This is a genomic window from Pseudomonas sp. 7SR1 (assembly GCF_900156465.1).
GTDB lineage: Bacteria > Pseudomonadota > Gammaproteobacteria > Pseudomonadales > Pseudomonadaceae > Aquipseudomonas.
On the sequence record NZ_LT707064.1, the window covers coordinates 4776087 to 4800958 of the forward strand.

Below are 24872 nucleotides of genomic sequence, written 5' to 3' on the forward strand. Positions count from 1 at the left end.
TTGGAGATGTCCACCTTCGCGAGCCAGCCCGTTCCTCCAGGTACGGGCATAGCCTCATGCCCGCAGGATCGCAGGGTCCTCGCCGCGATACAGCGCCTCGACCTTCGCCGCTCGCCACTGCAATACCGCCCGCTGATTGAGCGACCCCTTGTCGGTGATCTCGCCGCGGTCGATGGAGGCCGGCTCATCGAGCAATGCGATCCATTCCACGCGGCTGGCGTTGCCGCTGGCCTGGCGATTCAAGCGCTGCAGCCAGTCGGCGAACCATTGGCGCACCGGTGCGCTGGCAAGCACCTGGGCATCGCTGGCGGCCGAGCCCAGGCCCGACAGGCGCCGGCATTCGGGCAACCGCGGGAAGACCAGCGCCCCCAGGCACTCGCGATCCGGCGCGGTCACCACCAGGTCCTGGACGTACGGCGTCCCTTCCAGGACCGCGCGGTTACGCAACGGCCCCACACTGACGAAGACCCCGGAAGACAGCTTGAAGTCCTCGGCGATGCGCCCATCGAACATCAGCCCCAACTGCGGGTTGCCGGGATCGGCCAGCTTGATGGCATCTCCCGAGCAATAGAAGCCGTCCTCGTCGAACACCTCGGCGGTCTGCTGCGGCGAGCGCCAGTAGCCCGGCATGATGTGCGGCCCGCGAAAACGCCCTTCGAACTTGCCGTCCACCGGTACCAGCCGTACCTCGCAACCCGGTGCCGGCAGGCCGATGTAGCCGGCCACGGACAGCGGCCCGGTGGTGAAGGTGCAGGACGGCGACGCCTCGGTCATGCCCAGCCCCGCCATCATGCGGATCCGTTCGCCGCAATGCTGCTCGGCCACCTTGTCGAGCCGGTCCCAGGTGCTTTGGGACAATCCCGCCGCTGCAAAGAAGAACAGGCTGATGCGGTCGAAGAAACGCTCACGCAACTCGCCGTCCTGCTCCAGGGCGCTGACCAGCTCTTCCCAGCCCTTGGGCACGGTCAGGTAGGCGGTCGGGGAGATTTCCTTGAGATTGCGCAAGGTCTCGGCGAAGCCCTGGGCGGTGGGCTTGCCGTCGTCCAGGTAAAACGTACCGCCGTTGTACAGCACGATGCCGACGTTGTGACTGCCGCCGAAGGTATGGTTCCAGGGTAACCAATCCACCAGCACCGGCGGCTCCTCGCCGAACACCGGGAACGTCTGCAACAGCATCTGCTGATTGGCGCAGAGCATGCGCTGAGTGGTGATCACTGCCTTGGGCAGCTTGGTCGAACCGGAGGTAAAGAGAAACTTGGCGATGCTGTCGGGCCCGGTGGCGGCAAAGGCGCGCTCGGCCTCGACACCACCGGGTTGCGCCAGCAGGCTGGCGAAACGAGTCCGGGCGCGCCCGGGGATTTCTCCACGCGCGGTAATCAAGGGAACGCCGGCGGGTAACACTGCATTGATCGCGCGTTCGAAAGGCGCCGCGTCGCTGACGTACACCAGGCCCGGCTGCAACAGGTCGCAGACGTGCCGCAGCTTGGCGAAATCCTGGGACAGCAATGAATAAGCCGGTGACACCGGGCAATAGGGAATACCGGCATACATGGCCCCGAGGGCCATCTGCAGATGCTCGATGTCGTTGCCCGATAGCAACACCAACGGTCTCTCGGCGGACAAGCCGTAGCCCAACAGGCCTTGGGCGATGGCCCTGACGCTGTCGAGCATCTCGGCATAGCTGACTCGACGCCAGTCACCACCGGCCACGCGGGCTGCGATGAACGTCTGTTGCGGACGGACCCGGGCCCAATGCACCAGGCGGTCGAGCAGGCGCGCCGGCAAGGGCTCCAGGGCCTCCAGGGAGCGCATGTGCAGGATGCCCTGCGCCTCGCTGACCTCGACGGCGGGATGACCGATCGACACCTGGCGATAACGCCCGGCGTCGGGTCGGGAGGACGATCTGGACTCGGAACTCACGTGCATTTCCTCCACCAAGGCACGCTCGGGTCGCGCTGAGCGAGCGGAGCGTGGCAGCGTCTGGCTGCGGCCTTGTCATTATTATTGGCCTGCGTCGCGGCGGAGGTCTTCAAGCCTGTCCGCCGGCGACGCAACGGATTTCAGATCGGGTAATGCCGAGGTCCGTTCTGCAGCGTCACCCAGCGCAACTGGGTGAAGTGCTCGATGGAGACCTTGGCACCAAAGCTGCCGTAGCCGCTGGACTTGACCCCACCGAAAGGCATCTGCGCCTCGTCGTGCACAGTCGGTCCGTTGATATGGCAGATGCCGGACTCGATGCGTTGGGCCAGGGCCAGCGCCCGGCTGGTGTCGCGGCTGAAGATCGCCGCCGACAGGCCGAACTCGGAGTCATTGGCCAGGCGCAGCAATGCTTCATCGCCCTCGCCGCGCAGTACCACCGCCACCGGACCGAAGGATTCTTCACGGTACAGGCGCATGTCGGCGGTGACGTCATCGAGCAGGGTCGGTTGCAGGATGCTGCCGTCCAATTGCCCGCCTGCCAGCAGCCTCGCGCCTTTGGCCAGGGCATCGTCGATCAGACCCTTGATGCGCTGGCCGGCACTGGCGTCCACCAGGGAACCCAGCACCGAGCCGTCGGCCGCGGGATCGCCGGCACGCAACGTAGCGATCTTGGCCGTCAATCGGCTGATGAAAGCCTCGGCCACGCTCGCATCGACGATCAGCCGCTCGGTGGACATGCAGATCTGGCCCTGGTTGAAATACGCACCAAAGGCTGCCGCTTCCACCGCGGCGTCCAGGTCGGCATCGTCCAGCACCAGGAACGGGGCCTTGCCTCCCAGTTCCAGCAACGCCGGCTTGAGATGACGTGCCGACAGCTCGCCGACGATACGCCCGACGTGGGTCGAGCCAGTGAAATTGACGCGACGTACCGCCGGGTTGGCAATCAGCCGCTCGACAATGGCCGGCGCATCGGCCGGTGCGTTGCAGATGACGTTGACCACACCGTCCCCCAGGCCGGCGTCCTGCAGCACCTGGCCGATCAGCCGGTGCACCGCCGGGCTGACTTCCGAGGCCTTGAGCACCACGGTGTTGCCACAGGCCAGGGGCATGGCGATAGCGCGGGTGGCGAGGATCACCGGCGCGTTCCACGGTGCGATGCCCAGCACCACGCCACAGGGTTGACGCAAGGCCATGGCAAAACTGCCGGGCACGTCCGAGGGGATGACTTCGCCATTGATCTGCGTGGTCATGGAAGCGGCTTCGCGCAGCATATTGGCCGCCAGGTGCACATTGAAACCGTACCAGTTGGCCATGGCTCCGGTTTCGCCGGCAGCGGCGATGAACTCGGCGCTGCGGGCCTGCAACTGTTCGGCCGCGCGCAACAGTCGGGTGCGTCGCTCATTGGGCGACAACGCCGCCCAGCCCGGAAACGCAGCGTGCGCGGCAGCCACTGCGGCGTCGGCGTCTTCCAGGGTAGCGGCGGCCACGCGCGACACCACTTGGCCGGTGACCGGGTTGCAACGTTCGAAAGTCCGACCGTCACGGGCGGGGCACGACTGGCCGCCGATCAGCAGGGGCACGTCCAGCATGGTGATTCCTCTTTATTGTCTTTATCGGGAATACGTTCACAGTAGCGTCGAGGGCCCTCGGCGAACAGCCGCCGGGCCCTGCTCGTTCAGCGCTTGTAAGCCTGCAGGCCCGGCTTGATGCTCTTGTCGTCCAGGAACTGCTTCATGCCCTGCTCCCGGCCGCCCTCCTTGTCCAGCAGGCGCGACTGGTCGAGCTTGGCGTACAGGTAGTCTTCGTTCTGCTCCCAGGTCAGCTCGCGGCAGCGCTTGAAGCCATGCTTGGCCGCTCGCAGCACCACCGGGTTTTTCTCCAGCAGGTTGCGCGCCAGCTCCACGGTGACTTCCCGCAGTTGCGCCAGGGGCACGCTTTCGTTGACCAGGCCCATTTCGGCGGCTTTCTGCCCGCCGAAAGTCTTGCCGGTCATGATGTAGTACAGCGATTGGCGATGCCCGACGGTATCGGCCATGGCCTTGCTGACCAGGTTGCCAGGCGGGATGCCCCAGTTGATTTCCGAAAGGCCGAAGGTAGCTTCATCGGCGCAGATCGCCAGGTCGCAGGCCACCAACGGGCTGAAACCGCCGCCAAAGCACCAACCATTGACCATGGCGATGGTGGGCTTGGCGTACATGCGCAGCAGCTTCCACTGCCATTGGGACGCCTCGCGGCGGATTTTTTCCTGGAGGATCTCCGGACCGGCATCCACTTCGCGGAAGTATTCCTTGAGGTCCATGCCCGCGGTCCAGGAGTCCCCGGCGCCGGTCAGCACCAGTACACCGGCGGCCGGGTCCTGCTCCAGGGTTTCCAGCACGTCGACCATCTCGCGGTTGAGGGTCGGGCTCATGGCGTTGCGTTTTTCCGGGCGATTGAGAGTGACCCAGGCGATGCCCTCCTCGATCTCGACCTTGACGGTTGTCCAGCGACCTTCGTAGTTGCTCATGACACGTGCTCTCTTGTTCTGGGCTGAAGATGAGCTGAAACTAAACCGCAAATTTAGTTATGTCAATTAACTATTAATCAATTTATCAGTATGCCGTTCTCAGGATCGCTGCAGGCCGGATCAACAAATCTGTAATCCACCGTAGCCAGGGCCGCCTAACCCCGGCAAACTGGATAGCCTTGTTAATCACTCACCTTGAGGACGCTCTTTTCAATGGCCAAGTCTGCAAAACTTGCCGAAGCCGCCGAGGCCGTGACCGATGTCGCTGCCGTGCAGGCGCCGCTGGACTCCGCGCTGGACGAGCTGATCGGTTACGCCCTGCGCCGCGCTCAGTTGAAACTGTTCCAGAACCTGATCGGCCGGCTCGCCGTTCACGATCTGCGGCCTGCCCAGTTCTCGGCGCTGGCGATCATCGATCAGAATCCGGGCCTAATGCAGGCCGACCTGGCCCGGGCCCTGGCCATCGAACCACCACAGGTGGTGCCGCTGCTGAACAAGCTGGAAAGCCGGGCGCTGGCCGTGCGGGTACGCTGCAAGCCGGACAAGCGCTCCTATGGGATCTTCCTGAGCAAGACCGGCGAAACCCTGCTCAAGGAACTCAAGCAGATCGCCGCCCAGAGCGACCTGGACTCCACGGCGGCCCTCTCGGGCACGGAGCGCGAAGAACTGCTGCGGTTGCTGAAGAAGGTCTACCAGTCATGAAGAACGCACTGTGGCGAGAGGCTGAACGGTCTCGCCACAGTGGCCTGGAGCCCTACCAGATCGGCACGCTGTAGGTCACCAGAAAGCGGATCTGGTTCTCGTCGCGAAACGCCGCAGCCGCGGGAAAATCATTGCGATAGATGGACTTGCGCGCCAGCAGCCCGACGTTTTTCAGCGGGCCACTCTGGATCACATAACCCAACTCCATCTGCAATTCCCGCTCCTTGCGATCCTCGGCATTGTAGGCGGCCAGCTCGATGTGATCGCCACGCACGTAGCGCAATCGGGTCCGCAGGCCCGGCACGCCCACTGCGGCAAAATCATAATCATGGATCGCTTGCCAGGTGCGTTCACGGGCGTTGAGGAAATCCGAGCTCATGGTCATTTCACTCAGGCCCATCAACTCGGTGCCGGACACATATGGCGTGGCGGTATCACCACTGGCATGCATATAGCCCAGGCTGACGCTGTGCCCGCCCCAGCGGTAGCCGAACAGAGCCGAGACGTTGCGGTTATCCACCTTCCCGGCCTTGGCGGCGCCGTCTTCGCCACTGAAGAAGCTGCGCAGGTCGGTGGTCAGTACGCCGTCGCCAAGGGGCAGCTTATGCAATAGCGCCAGGGTCTCCTGCCGGTACAGGTCCGCCACTTCGGCGTGATAGACCCGCAGGCTGAGCGCCTTGTCGACCTGATAGTCCCCCCCGGCGTAAACCAGGTGCGAGGAGGTGGCCGCGCCATTGAAGCGCCGGTTGGGGGACGCGATGCTCATTGCCTGGTAGTCGGTGGAGTCGCGCCGGTTGATGCGATCGATATAGCCAGTATTGAGTGTCAATCCGTCGATGTCCTTGGAACTGAGCGTCGTTCCTCGGAAGGTCTGTGGCAGCAGCCGCGACGGGCTGGCGAACGCAAACGGCAGGAAGATCGACACATCGCCTGTCTTCACCGTGGTCTGGCCGAAACGCAGCTTGCCGGTCAGGGCCAGGCGCGAATACTCATCCGGTGCCCGCCTGTCGCCACTGGACACCGGCAACAGCTCGGTACCGCTGCGATCCGGCGAGGAGTCGAGCTTGATGCCCATCAATCCCCGGGCATCCAGGCCGAACCCCACCGTGCCGGGGGTGAATCCCGACTCCACGTTCATGATCACCCCTTGGGCCCACTCCCTGGCGGCGGTCTTGGCGCCGTCATCCTTGTAGTCGCGATCCATGTAGTAATTGCGCAGTGTCAGGGTGCCATGGCTGTCGTCGATCAATCCTTGGGCTGACGCGGTGACCGAAGACAGGCTCAGCCCGAAACAGGCCAGCAGATGAGCGAAACGTGTGACAGGGGCCGCTACACAAGCGCCCCGGGCAAGATTGGGCATGTTCGACGTCCATTATTGTTGTTGTTTTGTTCGCACCCCTCCGGCTGGAAGGGATGCCGGACAAGAGAATGGAAACCCCTCGGCATTCTCGTCAATCCAGAATGACCGATAATCGAACATTAATATCGTTAACTTGTTTTGCCGTTTTAGTGCCTTTTTCCCTCAAGGCCATGATTTAACGGAAAAAATATCGATTTCCAGCCCGTTTCTTCAGGCCATTCATTTTTTAGTTAGCTTTGTTAATCTAAATCCCGCTGCCTCGCCGGCTCCATCACCGGCCCCCGACAAAAACAATAAGAGGACTTGTCATGAACCATCCGGCGCGTCGTGCAACGCTGACCATTGCCTTGTGTTTCATCGTTGCGTTGATCGAAGGTTTCGACCTGCAATCGGCCGGCACCGCTGCCGCCGGTCTGCGACAGACGTTTGCCCTGGACCCGAAAATGATGGGCTGGGTATTCAGCGCCGGCATCATCGGGCTGCTGCCAGGCGCCTTCTTCGGCGGCTGGATCGCCGATCGCATCGGCCGCAAGAAAATCCTGGTGGGTGCGGTGCTGCTGTTCGGGGTCTTTTCCCTCGGCACAGCCCATGTCGAAAACGTATCCAGCCTGCTGCTGGTGCGCTTCATGACAGGCCTGGGCCTTGGCGCCGCCCTGCCCAACCTCATTGCCCTGTGTGCCGAGGCGGTGGGCGAACAGCGACGCGGCACCGCCATCAGCGTGATGTACGCAGGCGTTCCGCTGGGAGGAGCGCTGGCGGCAGTGGTCGCCATGCTGTCGGGCGAACATTGGCAGATGACGTTTTTCATCGGCGGCCTGGCGCCGCTGCTGGTGGTGCCATTGATGTTGCTGTGGCTGCCGGAATCCAGTGCCTTTCGCCAGGCACGGGCTGCTGGCCCGCAAACTCGCGGCTCCACTGGCCAGGCGCTGTTCGGTGAGGGTCGCAGCCGGACCACCCTGTCCCTCTGGATGAGTTACTTCTTCACCCTGACGGTGATGTACATGTTGCTCAACTGGCTGCCTTCGTTGCTGCTGGAACAAGGTTTCAGCAAGCCCCAGGCCGGCCTGGTACAGATGCTGTTCAACATTGGCGGTACCCTCGGGTCGTTGCTCGGTGGTTGGTTGCTGGACCGCTGCAACGGCATCAAGGTGGTGCTGTTCGTCTATGCCGGCTTGTTGAGCGCACTGGCCGGAGTGGGTTTTTCGGTCGGCATCGTGCCGATGACCATCGCCGGATTCGCCGCCGGACTGTTCGTGATGGCGGCGCAACTGGTGCTCTATGCGTTGGCGCCGCCCTCCTACCCCACCGCCGTGCGGGCGACAGGCGTCGGGGCGGCGGTGGCCATCGGGCGCCTGGGCTCGGTGGCAGGCCCCTTGGCCGCCGGGCAGATCCTGGCGGCCGGCGCAGGAACGACCGGCGTCCTGTTGGCGACGTCCCCCGGATTGGTGATCGCCGCCCTGGCGGCCATCGGTGTGATGACCCGCGCGGTGTCGGCAGGTGAGGTGCAAGCCGCGCGCTGACAAGGAGGCAGGACGAGGGCCGATGGAGTCAATCCGTGGTGCTGGCCGCCAGCACGCTCAAGGTGCGGCGCCGGGGATTCCAGATACTGAGGCACCACACGCCCCACCACTCCAGCCCATCTTCGAAGTAATTGCTCCAGGGATCACGTGCCGGATCGGGCTCGTCGCTGGCCAGCCAGTCGAGGTTGAAGTTGTCGACCCAGGTCAGCACCTCGGCCCCCTCCTCGAGCCCGAGCACATCGAGCCAGTCCTTGAACAGCGCCTGTGGGCTGTCGTCGACGAAGCGAGTGCCGTAGGGCGGCTCGCAAAATGCTTCGTACAAGGCAAAAGGCGGCGGGTCGTGCGCCGCCTTGTCGGCATGCAGGAGTTGCTCGATCTCTTGCCGGTCCAGGGGCCTGGGCCTGGCCTTGTCCAGATCCCAGCGCATATCGGGAGGCGTGGCGCCGGCAAACCGAGGATCAAGGATCAACTGGCGATGGCGCTCCAGCCACAGGTTCATGATGGACCGGAACAGCAGGTCCACCGCCTCGCGGTGGAGCGCTGGGGTGACCGCCTCACCCGGTTCGGGAGCGAGCACCAGGAAATCGAAGGCGCAGCCGGCCTTTTCCATCCGCTGGCGCAAGGCGGCGCTGGCTTGCCTTTCAACCACATTCAACATGACGGGCTTCCTCAACCTTTGACACACACCACCTGACGCAAGGTGTGCACGACCTCGACCAGCTCACGCTGGGCGTGCATGACCTGATCGATATCCTTGTACGCCATGGGGATCTCATCGATCACCGCCTCATCCTTGCGGCACTCCACATGAGCGGTGGCGCGAACCTGGTCTTCGACGCTGAAGCGTTTTTTCGCCTGGGTGCGGCTCATGACCCGGCCCGCGCCATGGCTGCAGGAGCAGAACGATTGCTCGTTGCCCAGCCCCCGGACGATAAAGCTCTTGGCCCCCATCGAACCTGGAATGATCCCCAGCTCGCCCTTGTGCGCCGACACCGCGCCCTTGCGAGTGACCAGGACGTCGCGCCCGAAATGGCGTTCCTTCTGCACGTAATTGTGATGACAATTGACCGCTTCGAGCGCCACCTCGAACGGCTTGGTGATGACCTGGCGGGTGGCGCGTATCACCGCGTCCATCATCAGCGCGCGATTCTGCCGGGCGAAATCCTGGGCCCAGCCCACCGCTTGCACATAATCGTCGAAATGCCGACTGCCCTCCTCGAAATAGGCCAGGTCGCGGTCCGGCAGGTTGGCGAGGTGTTGGCGCATGTCGGCCTGGGCCAATTGGATGAACAAGCTACCGATGGCGTTGCCCACGCCGCGCGAGCCGCTGTGCAGCATGAACCAGACCCGGTTGGCTTCGTCCAGGCATACCTCGATGAAATGATTGCCACTGCCCAGGGTGCCAAGGTGCTGGCGATTGTTGCTCCGGGCCAGCTTCGGGTACTTGTCGGTAATCGCCTTGAACCGCTCGGCCAGCGCGCCCCAGGCCTGGTCGGCCTGTGGGGGAATGCTGTTCCAGGCGCCTTTGTCCCGCCCGCCGTGACTGACCGTACGCCCGTGGGGCACGGCTTTCTCGATGGCGCTGCGCAGGCCATGGAGGTTGTCCGGCAGATCGGTCGCGGTCAGCGAGGTACGGGCGGCGATCATGCCGCAACCGATGTCCACCCCGACCGCGGCAGGAATGATCGCACCCACGGTGGGAATCACGCTGCCTATGGTGGAGCCCTTGCCCAGGTGCACGTCGGGCATCACCGCCAGGTGCTTGAAGATGAAGGGCATCTTCGCCGTGTTTATCAGTTGCTGGCGGGCCTCGGCTTGAACCGGCACGCCCTGGGTCCAGAGCTTGACGGGCTTGCCATTGGCGACTTCCAGCAGTTCGTAGGTTCTTTCTTCCATGGTCCGGCTTCTGTTCGATGGGCGAGCCGCTTTCATGGGCGGCTCACGACTTTGACAGCCAGCATGAACGCAGATTCAGGGGGATTTGTCGAAGGTCGGCGTCCCAGGGCGCTCTCAACAGCCGCCGCTGCAATCGAATACTTTATGATTGGCCGGCTAAAAACCACGGAAATGGACTTATTTGGCACAAAATCGATCCCATACGATGAGGAGTGTCCCAAGCGGTGCCGGACGGTATCGTGCCAGGGACTTCAACAGAGCGTGAAACCGTTGCCCCAGCGGGGCAAAAATTGCGCATCATAGGCGCCGTCCGCTCAAGGGAGATTTACATGCGTGCCATTTCATCCGCCATGCGTCTTGTGGTGCTGTCGCTGGGCCTGGCCTTCGCCGCCGGTGCCGCTGCCACCGAAGAGACGCAACTGGTCGAGTCCATCAATCTCTACCGCAGCCAATCCCAGAGCTGCGCCGGCCAGGCCTCGCTGGAGTTGCCGCCGCTGGCGATGGATTCGCGACTGATCCTGTCGGCCAATGGCATTGGCGATCTGCAGCAAGCGCTGGCGCGGGCGGCCTATCCGATGGTCAACGTGCAGGCCATCAGCCTGTCGGGCCCGCGGGATGCCCAAGCGGCGATGAAAGCCGTGCAGGAGAGTTTCTGCCAGGTAGTGCTCGACCCGCAGTTCGTCGACATCGGGGTCAGCCGCATGGACCGCGAATGGCGCATCGTACTGGCGCGCCCGCTGCTGTCGGCGCGCCTGGGCGACTGGCAGGCCGAAGGCCAGAAACTGCTGAAGCTGATCAATAGTGCCCGCGCACAGCCGCGCCGCTGTGGCACGCAAGCCTTCTCGGCCACCACACCGCTGTCGTGGAACGCCACCCTGGCCCTCGCTGGCGTGAGCCACGCCCGAGCCATGGCCAACAACAACTTCTTCGACCACAAGGACCGAGACGGCCGCATGCCCGGCGACCGCGCCGAACTGGCCGGCTATCTCGGCCAGCTGATCGGCGAGAACATTGCTGCCGGACAGGACACCGCCCTCAAGGTGGTGGACGGCTGGCTGGCGAGCCCAGGACACTGCGCCAACCTGATGAACCCGCAATACCGCGAGCTGGGCGCCGGGTACGCCACCGATCCGAAAAGTGATGCGGGAATCTACTGGACGGCCATGTTTGGCACGCAGTAGGGATTGGCCCGGGCGCCGTTATCGCGTACCCCGCGCAACGGCATCCCACCCCATCAAAGCGGCTCCTGCCGCAACGTCTGCCGCAAATGCTGCATGAACCGGCTCAACGACGGTGACTGGGCCACCGGCTTGTGCTGCAGCAGTCCGATGGAGCGCTTGCCGGGCTGGTCGATGGCAATCACCGAGCATTGCTCACCGATGTTGAACACCGCCGTGCAACTGGCCGGCAGCAGGGAAAATCCCAGGCCTTCGCGCACCAGTCCAGTGGCCGTGCTCATGTGGGCCACCTCCCACGCCGGTTCCGGCTCGACATTCAAATAGCGCAACGCCGCATCTGCCAGGGGACGGATGCTGGTATCGGGTGTCAGGGCGATATAGGGCTGGCGCTTCCAGCCGTCCAGGCTGTCGCGTTGATGATCCTTGTGCGCCAGCAATACCAGGTTGTCATCCAACAGGCGTACGAAGCTCAGCCCGGACAGGTCGTCCGGCAATGAGGTGATGCCTGCGTCCACCTCGCCGCGCTGAACCCAGCCCATGATTTCCCCCGCACGGCCGTCCAGCACACTCACTCGTATTCCCGGGTGCTCGCGCTGGAACGAGGCAATGACCACGGGCAGGAAGGACGCGGCAGCGGTGGGCAACGCCCCGAGGCGCAGGGTGCCGCGGCTCAGGCTGAGAGTATCGCGAGCGTCGCGCACGGCATCGTCCATGTCCCTGAGCATCCGCCTGGCCTGGGGCAGGAAGTGTTCGCCGGCCGGCGTCAACTCGACACTGCGGGTGTTACGCGCCAATAACGCCAGCCCCATGGTTTCTTCCAGCCTGCGGATGCTGTAGCTCAGGGCTGGCTGGGACAGATGCAACTGCTCGGCGGTACGGGTGAAACTGGAGGTTTCGGCAATCAGGATGAAGGCGCGAAGCTGTCTGAAGGAAACGTTCATGGGCGCACTTATAAAGATACTGGATCAATTTATCTTACCTTTAAAATTCACAGAACAATGCGTTACAGCCACCATGAGCCATCACCTCAGTGGACATGGACATGACAAAAACAATCTTCGTCGGGTGCGGCGCCGGTTTCGCCAATGACCGTCCAGATGCCGCGCTGCGCCTGGCCCAGGACCTGGCGCAACGAAGCGGCCAGCGCTACATCATGCTCGAGCTGCTGGCCGAGCGGACCCTGGCCGAGGCGCAACTGCGCAAAAGGCTCGATCCCCAGGCTGGATACGCGTCCCGGCTGTTCGACTTCCTCGAACCGATGATGCAGGTGTGCATCGAAGCCGGGATCCCCATCATCACCAACGGCGGCGCCGCCAACCCCAGGGCGGCGGCACAACGGTTGCGGGACAGCCTCGGGGACGCTACCCCGGGTTGAAAATTGCCTGCGTACTGGGCGACGACCTGCTGGAGCAAAAGCCAGCACGCTACGATCGCTGGCTGTCCCTGGCTCCGGCGGAACACGACCCGGTGTCGGTGAATGTCTATACCGGCGCCGACGGCATCGCGACGGCGCTGGCCGAAGGCGCCGGTGTCGTGCTCTGCGGTCGGGTAGCCGATCCGTCGCTGGCGGTGGGGGCGATACGACACGGGCTGGGTTGGGCCGCCGACGATTGGCAGAAGATGGCGGTTGCGACCGCGGCCGGGCACCTGCTGGAGTGTTGCACCCAAGTCACCGGCGGCTATTTTGCCCATCCAGGGATGAAAGATGTTCCGGATCCGGCCAACCTCGGCTGCCCGATCGCCGAGATCCATGAGAACGGTCGCCTGATCCTCGGCAAGACCCGCCATTGTGGTGGATGGGTCAGCGAACAGACAGTCAAGGAGCAACTGCTGTATGAAGTGCACGACCCACAGCGATACCTGACACCAGACGTCGTGCTGGACCTGGGCCAGGCACAGGTGCGGGCGTTGGGCGACGACCGGGTGGAAATCAGCGGCCTGCTCGGGCATCCGCGTCCCGATACACTCAAGGGCCTGGTGGGCGTGCGCGGCCTCTGGTTCGGCGAGGCGGAAATCTCCTATGCCGGCCCTGGCGCCGTGGCCCGTGCGGCCCTGGCCCGGGAAATCCTGTTGCAGCGCTTCGACAGGTTGGCACCCGGCGTGCAGCCCTGGATCGACTTATCCGGCATCGCCAGCCTGTTCAACGACCATGATGGCCGCTATCTGCAACAACGCCTGGCCCAGGCCCCAGCGCTCGACGATGTACGCGTGCGGGTTGGCCTGACCCATTCCCAGCGATCTCTGGTCGAAGCTCTCCTGGCCGAGGTGGAGTCGCTCTATACCAACGGACCGGCCGGTGGCGGAGGCGTTCGTCGCCACCTCAGCGAAGCCGTCACGACCCGCAGCTTCCTTCTGCCGCGAAGCGAAATCCATACGACCTTGGAGTGGCACTGATGAACATGGTCCTGCTCGCCGACTACGCCCACGCCCGCGCCGGAGACAAAGGCAACATCCTCAGTGTCGCGGTGTTTCCCCACGATCCGGCGCACTACCCATGGTTGGTACGCGAGCTGAGCGCGGCGCGCGTCGCCGCGCAATTCGCCACGCGACGGCCCTCCCGGGTCCATCGCTACGAGCTGCCGAACCTCAAGGCACTCAACTTCGTGCTCGAAGATGCACTGGAGGGGGGCGTGAACCTGAGCTGCGGCCTAGACCGCCACGGCAAGAGCCTGAGCTACCTGTTATTGGCCCTGTGCCTGCCCGAACCACCGGGCTGACCGCTCTTCCACCCGAACCGCCGACAACAATAAAAAGCGAGGTCGCAACATGATCACTCTCCTGGGATTCACGATGATGCTGGGCATCATCGGGCTGATACTGATGCGCCGGATCAGCCCCGTGGTGGCTTTCACCACCCTGCCCGTCGCCATCTGCCTGCTGGCCGGTTTCAACCTTGGACAGATCGGTGAATTCATCAAGGCCGGGCTGGCCACGGTGGCCCCGACGGCCGCGTTGTTCCTGTTCGCCATCCTGTTTTTCGGCATCATGCGCGATCGTGGATTGTTCGACCCGCTGGTCAACCTGCTGATCCGCAGCACCGGCGGCAAGCCCCTCGCCGTGGCGTGGGTCACGGTACTGGTGACCTCCGTCGTGCACCTGGACGGGGTCGGCGCCGCCACTTTCCTGCTGACCATTCCGGCGTTGCTGCCTTTGTACAAGCGGCTGAACATGAGCCCCGCCATGCTGCTGTGCCTGGTGGGTACCACGGCGGGGGTCGTGAACATGGTGCCTTGGGGCGGCACCACGGCCCGGGCCGCCGCTGTCTCCGGGTTGGATGCCACCGAGCTGTGGCTGGGGCTGCTGCCGGTGCAGATGGTGGGTCTGGCCTGCATGCTGCTGGTGGCGACAGTGCTGGGGCTGCGGGCCCAGCGCCGTCGCCCCCTGTCGTTGGGCGCGGCGGCCACATGCGACCTGGATGAACTGCAACTCCAGGGCCGTGAGTTCAGCCTCTCTCCCCGGGACCTGCGCTACTGGCTGAATGTGATCCTGACCGGCGGGATCCTGGCGTGCCTGTTCACCGGCATCTTTCCGCTCTATGCCTGTTTCATGGTCGGCCTGGGTATCGCCTTGCCATTGAACTTCCCCTCCCTGGATGCACAGGCCGAGCGTCTCAAGGCCCATGCGTTCGATGCGCTGCAAATGGTGCTGGTGATGATGGCCGCCGCCGTGCTGCTGGGCGTGCTTTCCGGCGCCAAGATGTCCGATGGCATGGCCTTGGCATTGATCGATATCCTGCCAGCCGGTTCGGCCCAGTACCTGCACGTGATCATCGGTATGTTCGGCGTCCCCCTGGGCATGATCTTCTCGCCGGACGCCTACTACTTCGCCCTGTTGCCTGTGATCAAGGACGTGGCCGCCGCTGCCGGGGTCCCCCTCGAGGCCGTGGCTCGCGCCATGCTGATCGGCGAGAACACCGGTTTCTCCATCAGCCCGGTGGTACCCAGCGTCTACCTGGCACTGGCCCTGAGCGGCGTGGAACTGCGCAAGCACATGGCGTACACCTTTTTCTGGGCCTGGGGCGTCAGCCTGGTAATGCTGGCTTTCGCCGTGGCGACCGGGGCGATCCAGGTGTGAGCCCAACCAGGCGTGCCGATTTCAATGCGTGTCGAAAATCAACGACCGGTGCACCCCCGACCCCGCCCGCACGCCATCACCGACGGCCAGCGCCACCGAGCCGAAGGGCATGGCCGCATCACCACAGACGAACACCCCCGGCACGCTGGTTTCCCGGGTCATGTCGCTCTGGATGAAGGCGCCAAGCGGGCCGTCTTCGAAATCGCAGCCCAGGGTCGCGGCCAGGGTGCCGGCGACGCGGGTGCGCGGCAAGACGAACAGGCCATCGAGGGCCACCACACGCCCATCGACCAGTACGGCGTCGGCCCGCTCGCCCTCGATGCGCCGCACCCGTTGCGATACCAGTGTCACGCCGCGCCGCTCGAGGCTCGCCCGTTGTTCGGGGTCAGGCTCGAACGCGCCGTTGAGCAGGAAGGTGGTGGGCCCCCAGTCTGGCAGCATCAAGGCATGGTGCAGCGACATTTGCGAAGTCGCCAGCACGCCTATGGGCCCTTGCTCCAGCTCGTAGCCGTGGCAGTACGGGCAATGGAAAACACTTGTGCCCCAGCGCTCGGCCAGGCCTTGCACCGCCGGCAGCTCATCGGTCACTCCCGTGGCCAGCAGCAGGCGCCGGGCGCTGTAGCATTGCCCGCCGGCGGTTTCCAGGCTGAAGCCATCCCCTTCCTTGCGGGCGCTGACTGCGCAATCGGCAAGCCATTGCACCGTTGGATAGGCCATCAACTGCCGACGGGCATCCTCGGCAATGTCTCCGGGGGCACGACCGTCCTGGCCAAGGAAGCCATGGGACGTCGCGGCGAAGCGGTTTCGACGCTGGCCGGCATCGATCACCAGCACCCTGCGCCGGGCGCGAGCCAGTTGAAGACCTGCGGACAGACCGGCATAGCTGCCGCCGGCGATGATGACGTCGTAATCCATGGTCGTTCTCCAGCGTGATTTGGAAGGCGTTGCAAAAGTCTCGACACATCGTATGTTTCTTGAAAAGCAGCTGTCAACGATCTCGTAACTTTTGCAATTACAGGCGATACTCGGCACCGCCTCGACTTCAGAACCCCAAGCGATCATGAGAAACGACACCCGCCTGTCCCGCATGCTTCACGTCCTGATCCATATGGATCGCCATCAGCAATCGGCCACCTCTGACACCATCGCGCAGATGCTGGGTACCAATCCCGTCGTGGTGCGCCGCACCATGGCCCTGCTCAAGGAGCAGGGCTACGTCACCTCGGAAAAAGGCCACCGTGGCGGCTGGACCCTGAGCAAGCCCTTGTCGGAAATGACCTTGCTGGACATCCACCAGGCCCTGGGCAACACCACGATCTTTGCCATCGGCCTGTCCACCGATCACCCGCAGTGCCTGGTGGAGCAAGCCGTCAACGCGGCGCTGACGGATGCGTTCGATGAGGCGCAAGCCTTGCTGCTCAAGCGCCTGGGAAGCATTACCCTGGCGCAGTTGGCGGAGGATTTCGACCAGCGTTTTCGGGAGGGTTGCGGGGCAGGCACCGATGGCCTTTCCCCTGTGGAACGCAACGGGCATTGAGAAGGCTGAGCGCCGCTGTCACGATCGCGCCGCCATCGCCCATAAAAAAACGCCGCTCGATGAGCGGCGTTTTTTTCCTGACCAGACAGCGTCCGGTTTACAGCGCCATGTCGGCCGCCGGATTGGCTTCACGGGCGGCAGCCGGTTTGGCCGGAACCACGGCAGCGCCTGGCTTGCCGATTGCCGGCGGCGGGTCCAGTTGCAGGACCTCGCTGGTGTACGCCCATTCCTGAGCGACGCGCTCAGGGCTTTCGTTGAGCTTGGTGCCGTAGCTCGGCACGATCTGGCGCAGTTTTTCCTGCCAGGCCGGGGTGGCGACCTTGTCCTTGAAGACTTTCTCGAGCACGGTCAGCATGATCGGCGCAGCGGTCGAAGCGCCTGGCGAGGCACCCAGCAGGCCGGCGATGCTGCCATCCTGGGACGCGACCACTTCGGTACCGAGCTTCAGGACACCGCCCTTCTCCTCGTCACGCTTGATGATCTGTACGCGCTGGCCGGCTTGCCACAGGCGCCAGTCTTCCTGCTTGGCCTCAGGGAAGTATTCCTTGAGGGCATTGAAACGATCTTCATCCGACAGCATCAGCTGGCCGGCCAGGTACTCGACCAGAGGGTACTGCTCGATACCGACCTTGGTCATCGGCCACACGTTGTGGGTGGTGGTGCTGGTCAGCAGGTCGAAGTACGAACCGTTCTTGAGGAACTTGGTGGAGAACGTCGCGAACGGGCCAAACAGGATCACACGCTTGCCATCGAGCACGCGGGTGTCCAGGTGCGGCACCGACATCGGCGGCGCGCCGACCGAAGCCTTGCCGTAGGCCTTGGCCAGGTGCAGTTGGGCGATGGTCGGGTTCTCGGTCACCAGGAACGAGCCACCTACCGGGAAACCGGCGTATTCACGGGCTTCCGGAATGTCGGACTTCTGCAGCAGGTGCAGCGCACCGCCACCGGCGCCGATGAAGACGAACTTGGCGTCGGTCTCGGTTTCGGTACCGTCCTTCAGGTTCTTGTACGAAACGCGCCAGCTGCCGTCTTCATTGCGGGTGATGTCTTCCACTTCGCTGGACAGCTTGAGGGAGAAGTTCGGCTTGGTTTGCAGGTAGGTCGCGAACTGACGGGTGATCTCGCCGAAGTTCACGTCGGTGCCCAGGGGACTCCAGGTGGCTGCCACTTTCTGGCTCGGATCACGACCTTGCATCATCAGCGGAACCCATTTGCTGATCTGCTCGGGATCTTCGGAGTACTGCATGCCGGCGAACAACGGGCTGGCCTGGAGCGCTTCGTAGCGCTTCTTCAGGAACGCGATGTTCTCCTCGCCCCACAGGAAACTCATGTGCGGCGTGGAGTTGATGAACGAGCGCGGGTTCTTCAGTACACCGTTCTTGACCTGCCAGGACCAGAACTGACGGGAGATCTGGAAGGCCTCGTTGATTTCGATGGCCTTGGAGATGTCGACCTTGCCGTTCTTGTCTTCCGGCGTGTAGTTCAATTCAGCCAGCGCAGAGTGGCCGGTACCGGCATTGTTCCAGCCGTTGGAGCTCTCTTCGGCAACACCGTCCAGGCGCTCGACCATTTCCATGGTCCAGCCCGGCTCCAGCTCATTGAGCCAGACGCCGAGAGTCGTGCTCATGATGCCCCCACCGATGAGCAAGACATCCACTTTTTTTGGCTCGGCGGCGTGCGTGGTCGCAAGACCCATCGCCATCGCCAGGCCCAGTAGCGCCGTGTGTGTTTTCTTCAACATGTGTGTATCCCTAGGATGGAACGCCATTCCGTCCTCCCGTCTGCTCAAGGATAGACCACGCCCATGGCCGGCTGCGCCAGCATGGCGGTTATCGAGAAGGACTGGAGGAAGGACCTACAGGGCCGAGCAGTGCGTCGGCCTCTCATTTATGTCTCTCCGGCGCTGACTTCTTGTAGGTCTTGGCTTCAGCTGGGTGAGGGACACTGCAAAACGGTCGTCATCGGGCCTGGCGTGGCCGTGCCCGATTGTCGCAGCGGGGGGAGTTTACATAATGAAATAACGAGACCGAAGCCCCTTTTTCATATTCCTGACAAAAGCGCTGGGTAAAATCGGGCATTTTGATGGCCCAGCGGGACTGGCATTGACGCGCAAGCCCCGCAGATCCTGGCCTTCAGAAGTATTTCAGGATCGCGATGTCACGGCGGCGCTGTTTGACACCTGCGAACCAACGCGTGGGGAAAAACAGCACGACCGCCAGCAGCACGCTCCACAGCCAGACCATCGGCAGGTGGTCGAAGCCGTAATAGGCGCCCTGGTTGGTCCCCCAGATGGCCACCGCCACCAGGTACAGCGCCTTGAGCACGTAAAGGTGCAGCAGATAGAAAAACATCGGGGCGCCGCCATAGATCGCCAGTAGCGCGATGCTGCCCCGCTGCCGGGCTTTCTCGAAAAGCGCCAGCAGTATCAAGCCCACGCCCAGGGTCGGCAGCAGGAACATCAGGGACGGCGGATACTTCGTCGCACTCAGGAAGCTCATGACGGTACGCAGCGCATCACCGGTCTGGACCCAGGGCTTGTCGCCATACACGTTCAGGTAACGGATCAAGACAAAGGCCAGCAGCAGGCCGATGCCGACCTGCAACAGCCGGCGCAGCCGCACCGCAGGCGCAGTGTCCTTGCCGAACCACGGCCCGATGGCCCAGCCCAGCAGGATCACGCCGATCCATGGCAATACCGGATAAGTAGTGCGAGCCCGGGTGAACTCGGTGATATCGATGAACGCGCGCTGGTGAAGAATCGACCAGGGCACGAAAAATGGCGAGTCAGGCCCCAGCACCACGCCATCGAGCAGGTTGTGCCCCGCGACGATGACCACCCCCAGGGCAATCAGCCAACTGCGCTTGAGGTGCAACAGAGCGGCCAGGACGATCATGCACAGGCCAATGCACCAGATCACCTGCAGCCATAAGGTCCTGGGCGGGAATTCGGCGTTCCAGGCGAAACAGACAAAGGTCAGTTCCAGGAACACCAGGAACAGGCCGCGCTTGAGCAGGAACAACGACGTCTGGCCCGCGGTGTGTTTCTGGCTGTAGAGCCACGCCGACAGGCCGGTGAGGAAAATGAACACCGGGGCGCAGAGCGTGCTGAGCAGGCGGGTGAAATACAGGTCCGGAGTGACGCTCAGTGCGTCGATGGGGTCGCTGACCTGGCGGTGCAGCAGAAAGGTCTCGCGGACATGGTCCACCAGCATCAACAGCATGACAAAACCGCGCAACGCATCGATGGCGAGCATGCGGACGTGGGTGGCGGCGGCGCTGGAGGCCAGGGTGGGCGCGCTGACGCCGGACGGACTCGTCGCGCGTGGGAATAGGCTCATGGCATTACTCGGATGCAAAGGGATCGTGGGGGTCCACGCCTGGCGAGGATGAGAATCCCTGCCAAACGAAATCGGATAACATAACATGAAATCCGCTTAACCCATCAACCCTGGGCCTTACCCGAGCATCTGGCTCAACACCGCCCGCAGCTTGCCGGGCTTGACCGGCTTGTTGAGCAGCGGTGCGTTCAGCTTGCGCAAGGCGCGACGACACTGGTCACTGCGGTCGGCGGTGATGATCACCGCCGGGATCGGCTGCTGGAAGTGCTCACGCAGGTGCTTGACCACTTCGCAGCCCACCACGTCATGATCCAGATGAAAATCCGCCAGGATCAACTCCGGTGCATGCCCTTGCAATACATCCAGGGCCCCGGCTTCGTCTGTCGCGATCAACACGTCGCAACCCCACTGCCCCAGCAACGCGGCCATGCTTTGCAGGATGCTCAGTTCATTGTCGATCACCAGCAAACGGCGGCCCGGCAACGGGTTGCCGGCCACCGCCTGTATGGGCATCTGCGACACGGGCAGCGGCTTGTCCTCGGACAGCGGCACCTCGATGCTGAACACCGAGCCGCGTCCCGGCCGGGAACGTACCTGGACCCGATGACCGAGGATATTGGCGATCCGTTCGACGATCGCCAGCCCCAGCCCTACCCCTTTGCGATCGGCGGCCCGCCCCACGTCCAGTTGGTTGAACTCGAGGAAAATCGACTCCAGGTTATCCGCCGCGATGCCGCGTCCCGTGTCCCAGACCTCCAGGCTCACCCACCCGCCCCTGCGCCGCGCCGCCAGGAGAATGCCGCCATGATCGGTGTAGCGACAGGCGTTGCTGAGCAGATTGCGCAGGATGCGCGTTATCAGCCGCAGGTCGGTCAACACCGCTTCATCGATAAAGCGCACCCGCAGCTCCAAGCCCGTGGCGCCGGCCACCGACTGGAACTCCGACACCAGCGGGGCCAGCAACTCATCCAGCCGATACGACGCCGGGTCGGGACGAACCGCCGCCTGGTCCAGCCGGGAGATGTCCAGCAAGTCGGTGAGCAGGTCTTCCGCGCCTTCCAGGGCCTGATGGGTGCGCTCCACCAGCAATTGCTCGGTGGTGGGCAACGCGCGCTCGCGCAAGGTGGCGATCAACAGGCGTGCGGCATTGAGCGGCTGCAGCAGGTCGTGGCTGGCGGCGGCGAGGTATTTGTCCTTGCTGCGATTGGCGGCCTGGGCGGCGTCCCGGGCCTGGCGCAGTTGCTGCTCCACCAGCTTGCGCTGGGCGATCTGCTGCTGCAGGTTGTGGTTGGCCTCCAGCAGTGCATCGGTGCGCTCGGCCACCCGCTGCTCCAGCTGGTCGTTGAGCTGCTGCAGGCGGTGCTTGGCCTGCTCCAGCTCCTCCAGGCGTGCCGCCAGCTCCGGATAATGGCTCTTGCGTGTCGAGTGGTTGCCCAGGCCCAGCAGCCCTGCCAGGGCTTTCTGTTGCTCGTCAGAGGGCTTCGCCATAGACGACCTCGACATCCCGCTGGCTCGACTCCCGAGGGTTGGTAAGGATGCACGGGTCATCCATCGCGTGTTGCGACAGGAACGGAATATCCGAGGTGCTCACCCCGTGCAGCCCCAGGGTTTCGTGGAAACCGATGGTACGCTTGAGAGCAATCAGGTGCTCCACCAGCCGGGTGCGGATCTGCCGGTGGTTGAGCCCCCGGCAATCGATGCCCAGTGTCTCGGCAATCACCTTGAACCGCTCCGGCGCCGAGGTGTAGTTGAATGCCACCACATGCTCCACCAGCACCGCATTGCACAGGCCATGGGGCAGGTCCAGGAAACCGCCCAGGCTGTGGGACATGGCGTGTACTGCGCCGAGGATGGCGTTGGAGAAGGCCAGTCCGGCCTGCATGCTGCCGAGCATGATCTTTTCCCGCAGCGCGATATCCGCCGGGTTGGCGATCATCTGCACCAGGTTGTTGTTGATCAGGCGCATCGCCTCCAGCGCGTGGGGGTCGGTCAGCGGTCCGTGCCCGGTGGACACGAAGGCCTCGATGGCGTGGACCAGCGCGTCGATACCGGTACAGGCCGACAGGAACGGGTCCATGCTCAGGGTGGTTTCCGGGTCGATCAGCGACACGTCCGGCACCGCCGCCTTGCTGACGATGGAGAACTTCATCCGCTCCTGCTGGTTGGAGATGATCACGAACTGCGACACGTCCGCCGAGGTGCCGGCCGTGGTGGGAATCAGGATCAGCGGTGGGCTGGGTATGTGCAGGGTGTCGACACCTTCGAACTCGAGGATGTTGCGACCATGGGCAACGACGATGCCGATGCCCTTGCCGCAATCCATGGGGCTGCCGCCACCGACCGCGACGATGACATCGCAGTGGTTCTCCCGGTACAGCTCGGCACCGAGCATCACTTCCTCGACCCGGGGATTGGGTGAAACGTCACTGTAGATGCAGTAATCGATGCCCAGGGCCTGGAGGCTGGCCTCGACGTCCCCCACCCAGCCGGCGGCGATGACGCCTGGATCGGTGACCACCAGCACCTTGCGCGCGCCGAAGGTCTTGGCGTAATTGCCGACATTGTGCCGACAGCCGGCACCGAACATGATTTCTGGGGATACGAACTTGCGCAGTGGACTGAGGCTCATCTTCACAGGTGCATGGCTCATTGGTAAGCCTGTTGTTATTGTCTTGGGATACCCTGAGCCTAAAGCATCCCACCGTGATTGCAATCAGACCATTGGGTAGCCCGGCCTGAACGCGTCAGGCCGGGCCCGCACTCATCGGTTGGCGAAGTACATCGTCACTTCGAAGCCGATACGCAGGTCGGTGTACGCGGGTTTAGTCCACATGGGTCTTTCCTCTTCTTGTACCGGGCGATTCCGGCAAGGTCATTAAGGCATCCAGCGCCCCAGGCTCGAATGCTACTTTCGAAGCGGTGGATGGGGTGCGTTGGTATGGGGTGGATGACATGCCACTACCTACCCCTTGTGGGAACGAGCTTGCCCGCGATGAAGTCGAGACATTCAACACGCAGGTTGACTGATCGGCCGCTATCGCGAGCAAGCTCGCTCCCACAGGTGCAGCTGTGCTATCGGGTTAGAAGAACCCCAGCGGATTGATGTCGTAGCTCACCAGCAGGTTCTTGGTCTGCTGGTAGTGGTCGAGCATCATCTTGTGGGTTTCACGGCCGACACCGGACTTCTTGTAGCCACCGAACGCGGCGTGGGCCGGGTACAGGTGGTAGCAGTTGGTCCAGACGCGCCCGGCCTTGATGGCCCGGCCCATGCGGTAGGCCCGGTTGATGTCGCGGGTCCACAGGCCGGCACCGAGGCCGAACTCGCTGTCGTTGGCGATCGCCAGGGCTTCGGCTTCGTCCTTGAAGGTGGTGATCCCTACCACCGGGCCGAAGATTTCTTCCTGGAACACGCGCATCTTGTTATGACCCTTGAGCAGGGTCGGCTGGATGTAGTAACCGCTCGACAGGTCGCCTTCCAGGCGCTCGGCCGCGCCGCCGGTGAGCAGCTCGGCGCCCTCTTCCCGGGCGATGTCCAGGTAGGAAAGGATCTTGTCGTATTGCTGCTGGGAGGCCTGGGCCCCCACCATGGTCTCGGTGTCCAGCGGGTTGCCGCGCTTGATCCTGGCGATTTTCTTCAAGACTTCGGCCATGAACGGCGCGTAGATCGATTCCTGCACCAGGGCCCGGGATGGGCAGGTGCAGACTTCGCCCTGGTTGAAGAACGCCAGCACCAGACCTTCGGCGGCCTTTTCGATGAAGGCCGGCTCGGCCTGCATGATGTCTTCGAAGAAGATGTTCGGTGACTTGCCGCCCAGTTCCACAGTGGACGGGATGATGTTTTCGGCGGCGCATTTCATGATGTGCGAGCCCACCGGGGTGGAACCGGTGAAGGCGATCTTGGCGATACGCTTGCTGGTGGCCAGGGCCTCGCCCGCTTCGCGGCCGAAACCGTGGACGATATTCAACACACCGGCCGGCAGCAGGTCGGCGATCAGCTCGGCAAAAACCATGATGGACAGTGGCGTCTGCTCCGCCGGCTTGAGCACGATGCAGTTACCGGCGGCCAGGGCCGGCGCCAGTTTCCAGGCCGCCATCAGCAGCGGGAAATTCCACGGAATGATCTGCCCGACCACGCCCAGCGGTTCATGGAAATGGTAAGCGGTGGTCAACTCGTTGATTTCTGCCGCCCCGCCTTCCTGGGCGCGGATGCAGCCGGCGAAATAACGGAAATGATCGGCGGCCAGTGGCACGTCGGCGTTGAGGGTTTCGCGAACGGCCTTGCCGTTGTCCCAGGTTTCGCTGACCGCGAGGATCTCCAGGTTCTGCTCGATACGATCGGCGATCTTGAGCAGCACCAGGGCGCGGTCCTGGACAGAAGTCTTGCCCCACGCGTCGGCGGCTGCATGGGCGGCATCCAGGGCCTTGTCGATGTCGGCGGCACTGGAGCGTGGGAATTCGGCGATCACTTCGCCATTGACCGGCGAGGTGTTGGTGAAATATTCGCCATGGACCGGCGCGACGAATTCGCCGCCGATGAAATTGCCATAGCGCGGTTTGAAGGAAACGACGGCGCCTGGGGTTCCGGGTTGTGCATAGATCATGATTGGGCCTCTGCCTGGTCGATGCCTGTCACGGGACAGGCGATAGGCCGATGGTAGAGAGCCCCGGAAGCCGGACGAATGCGTCGTTGGCAGGGGGGGCTCTCGTTATTTGGTCGTAGGTTTTGCTGCGATCCGAGGATGAGCGGGGCTTCTTTGTGCGAGCGAGCTTGCTTGCGATGAGGTCGGCAGCTCCAGCATGGAGGGTGGCTGATCGACCGCTATCGCGAGCAAGCTCGCTCC

22 protein-coding genes are annotated in these 24872 nt (G+C 63.4%); 8 read left to right on the top strand and 14 right to left on the bottom strand.

Going from position 1 to position 24872, the window contains the following annotated elements; translation table 11 throughout:
• Positions 1–54: 54 nt before the first annotated feature.
• The 3 genes from BW992_RS21105 to BW992_RS21115 all read right to left on the bottom strand — a co-directional run bounded on the left by BW992_RS21105 (position 55) and on the right by BW992_RS21115 (position 4426).
• Positions 55–1920, bottom strand: a complete 1866-nt coding sequence (locus tag BW992_RS21105; protein ID WP_076407372.1) for a feruloyl-CoA synthase — start codon at positions 1918–1920, stop codon at positions 55–57.
• Positions 1921–2060: 140 nt separating this feature from the next.
• Complete coding sequence (locus BW992_RS21110) at positions 2061–3509, bottom strand: aldehyde dehydrogenase (RefSeq protein WP_076407049.1); 1449 nt, start codon at positions 3507–3509, stop codon at positions 2061–2063.
• Between the two features lie 86 nt (positions 3510–3595).
• Positions 3596–4426 (bottom strand): p-hydroxycinnamoyl CoA hydratase/lyase, encoded by an 831-nt coding sequence (locus BW992_RS21115; protein ID WP_072391514.1) that lies wholly within the window; start codon positions 4424–4426, stop codon positions 3596–3598.
• 213 nt (positions 4427–4639) lie between these two features.
• Here BW992_RS21115 and BW992_RS21120 point away from each other — a divergent pair, with 213 nt between their 5' ends.
• Positions 4640–5128 carry a MarR family winged helix-turn-helix transcriptional regulator gene (locus BW992_RS21120; protein ID WP_072431021.1) on the top strand — a complete coding sequence of 163 codons (489 nt, stop codon included), beginning with the start codon at positions 4640–4642 and terminating at the stop codon, positions 5126–5128.
• Positions 5129–5180: 52 nt separating this feature from the next.
• On the opposite strand, the gene BW992_RS21125 is transcribed toward BW992_RS21120, so the two are convergent.
• Positions 5181–6488, bottom strand: a complete 1308-nt coding sequence (locus tag BW992_RS21125) for an OprD family porin (protein WP_072431022.1) — start codon at positions 6486–6488, stop codon at positions 5181–5183.
• A gap of 308 nt (positions 6489–6796) precedes the next feature.
• Between BW992_RS21125 and mhpT the strand changes: the two genes are divergently transcribed.
• Positions 6797–8008, top strand: coding sequence for a 3-(3-hydroxy-phenyl)propionate transporter MhpT (gene mhpT / locus BW992_RS21130; RefSeq protein WP_072391505.1), 1212 nt, complete (start codon positions 6797–6799; stop codon positions 8006–8008).
• A 28-nt stretch (positions 8009–8036) separates the two neighbouring features.
• Here mhpT and BW992_RS21135 read toward each other — a convergent pair whose 3' ends face one another.
• Both BW992_RS21135 and BW992_RS21140 read right to left on the bottom strand, forming a co-directional pair.
• On the bottom strand, positions 8037–8666 hold the full coding sequence (locus BW992_RS21135) for a hypothetical protein (RefSeq protein WP_072391502.1): 630 nt from the start codon (positions 8664–8666) through the stop codon (positions 8037–8039).
• A gap of 11 nt (positions 8667–8677) precedes the next feature.
• Positions 8678–9904, bottom strand: coding sequence for an RtcB family protein (locus tag BW992_RS21140; RefSeq protein WP_072458795.1), 1227 nt, complete (start codon positions 9902–9904; stop codon positions 8678–8680).
• A gap of 329 nt (positions 9905–10233) precedes the next feature.
• Between BW992_RS21140 and BW992_RS21145 the strand changes: the two genes are divergently transcribed.
• On the top strand, positions 10234–11085 hold the full coding sequence (locus BW992_RS21145; protein ID WP_072391494.1) for a CAP domain-containing protein: 852 nt from the start codon (positions 10234–10236) through the stop codon (positions 11083–11085).
• A 53-nt stretch (positions 11086–11138) separates the two neighbouring features.
• Here BW992_RS21145 and BW992_RS21150 read toward each other — a convergent pair whose 3' ends face one another.
• The gene (locus BW992_RS21150; RefSeq protein WP_076407050.1) at positions 11139–12023 is read right to left on the bottom strand and encodes a LysR family transcriptional regulator; all 885 of its coding nucleotides are present in this window, start codon (positions 12021–12023) and stop codon (positions 11139–11141) included.
• A 101-nt stretch (positions 12024–12124) separates the two neighbouring features.
• On the opposite strand from BW992_RS21150, the gene BW992_RS27625 reads away from it, so the two are divergent.
• The 4 genes from BW992_RS27625 to BW992_RS21165 are packed head-to-tail and all read left to right on the top strand — an operon-like array spanning position 12125 to position 15156.
• Positions 12125–12457, top strand: coding sequence for an acyclic terpene utilization AtuA family protein (locus tag BW992_RS27625; RefSeq protein ID WP_269457896.1), 333 nt, complete (start codon positions 12125–12127; stop codon positions 12455–12457).
• Entirely contained in the window at positions 12454–13476 is a 1023-nt protein-coding gene (locus BW992_RS21155) for an acyclic terpene utilization AtuA family protein (protein WP_269457897.1), read from the top strand. The genes BW992_RS27625 and BW992_RS21155 overlap by 4 nt, the downstream gene beginning before the upstream one ends.
• Complete coding sequence (locus BW992_RS21160) at positions 13476–13799, top strand: AtuA-related protein (protein ID WP_172834639.1); 324 nt, start codon at positions 13476–13478, stop codon at positions 13797–13799. The genes BW992_RS21155 and BW992_RS21160 overlap by 1 nt, the downstream gene beginning before the upstream one ends.
• A 49-nt stretch (positions 13800–13848) precedes the next feature.
• A complete protein-coding gene (locus tag BW992_RS21165; protein WP_076407052.1) occupies positions 13849–15156 on the top strand; it encodes a CitMHS family transporter in 1308 nt (435 codons plus the stop codon).
• A gap of 21 nt (positions 15157–15177) precedes the next feature.
• Here the strand turns inward: BW992_RS21165 and BW992_RS21170 are convergent, their stop codons facing one another.
• Positions 15178–16071, bottom strand: coding sequence for an NAD(P)/FAD-dependent oxidoreductase (locus tag BW992_RS21170; RefSeq protein WP_072458796.1), 894 nt, complete (start codon positions 16069–16071; stop codon positions 15178–15180).
• Positions 16072–16216: 145 nt separating this feature from the next.
• Between BW992_RS21170 and BW992_RS21175 the strand changes: the two genes are divergently transcribed.
• The gene (locus tag BW992_RS21175) at positions 16217–16693 is read left to right on the top strand and encodes an Rrf2 family transcriptional regulator (protein ID WP_076407053.1); all 477 of its coding nucleotides are present in this window, start codon (positions 16217–16219) and stop codon (positions 16691–16693) included.
• 97 nt (positions 16694–16790) lie between these two features.
• Here the strand turns inward: BW992_RS21175 and mqo are convergent, their stop codons facing one another.
• The 6 genes from mqo to exaC all read right to left on the bottom strand — a co-directional run bounded on the left by mqo (position 16791) and on the right by exaC (position 24632).
• Positions 16791–18434, bottom strand: a complete 1644-nt coding sequence (mqo, locus tag BW992_RS21180) for a malate dehydrogenase (quinone) (RefSeq protein ID WP_072391475.1) — start codon at positions 18432–18434, stop codon at positions 16791–16793.
• A gap of 391 nt (positions 18435–18825) precedes the next feature.
• Positions 18826–20031, bottom strand: coding sequence for a DUF1624 domain-containing protein (locus BW992_RS21185; protein WP_072391472.1), 1206 nt, complete (start codon positions 20029–20031; stop codon positions 18826–18828).
• A 117-nt stretch (positions 20032–20148) separates the two neighbouring features.
• On the bottom strand, positions 20149–21519 hold the full coding sequence (locus BW992_RS21190) for an ATP-binding response regulator (protein ID WP_076407054.1): 1371 nt from the start codon (positions 21517–21519) through the stop codon (positions 20149–20151).
• Positions 21503–22660: an alcohol dehydrogenase-like regulatory protein ErcA gene (gene ercA / locus BW992_RS21195; RefSeq protein ID WP_371128607.1), complete on the bottom strand. Its 1158-nt coding sequence runs from the start codon at positions 22658–22660 to the stop codon at positions 21503–21505. The genes BW992_RS21190 and ercA overlap by 17 nt, the downstream gene beginning before the upstream one ends.
• Positions 22661–22792: 132 nt before the next feature.
• Positions 22793–22864, bottom strand: a complete 72-nt coding sequence (gene pqqA, locus BW992_RS21200) for a pyrroloquinoline quinone precursor peptide PqqA (protein WP_003243383.1) — start codon at positions 22862–22864, stop codon at positions 22793–22795.
• Between the two features lie 247 nt (positions 22865–23111).
• The gene (exaC, locus tag BW992_RS21205; RefSeq protein ID WP_076407055.1) at positions 23112–24632 is read right to left on the bottom strand and encodes an acetaldehyde dehydrogenase ExaC; all 1521 of its coding nucleotides are present in this window, start codon (positions 24630–24632) and stop codon (positions 23112–23114) included.
• Between the last annotated feature and the right edge of the window lie 240 nt (positions 24633–24872).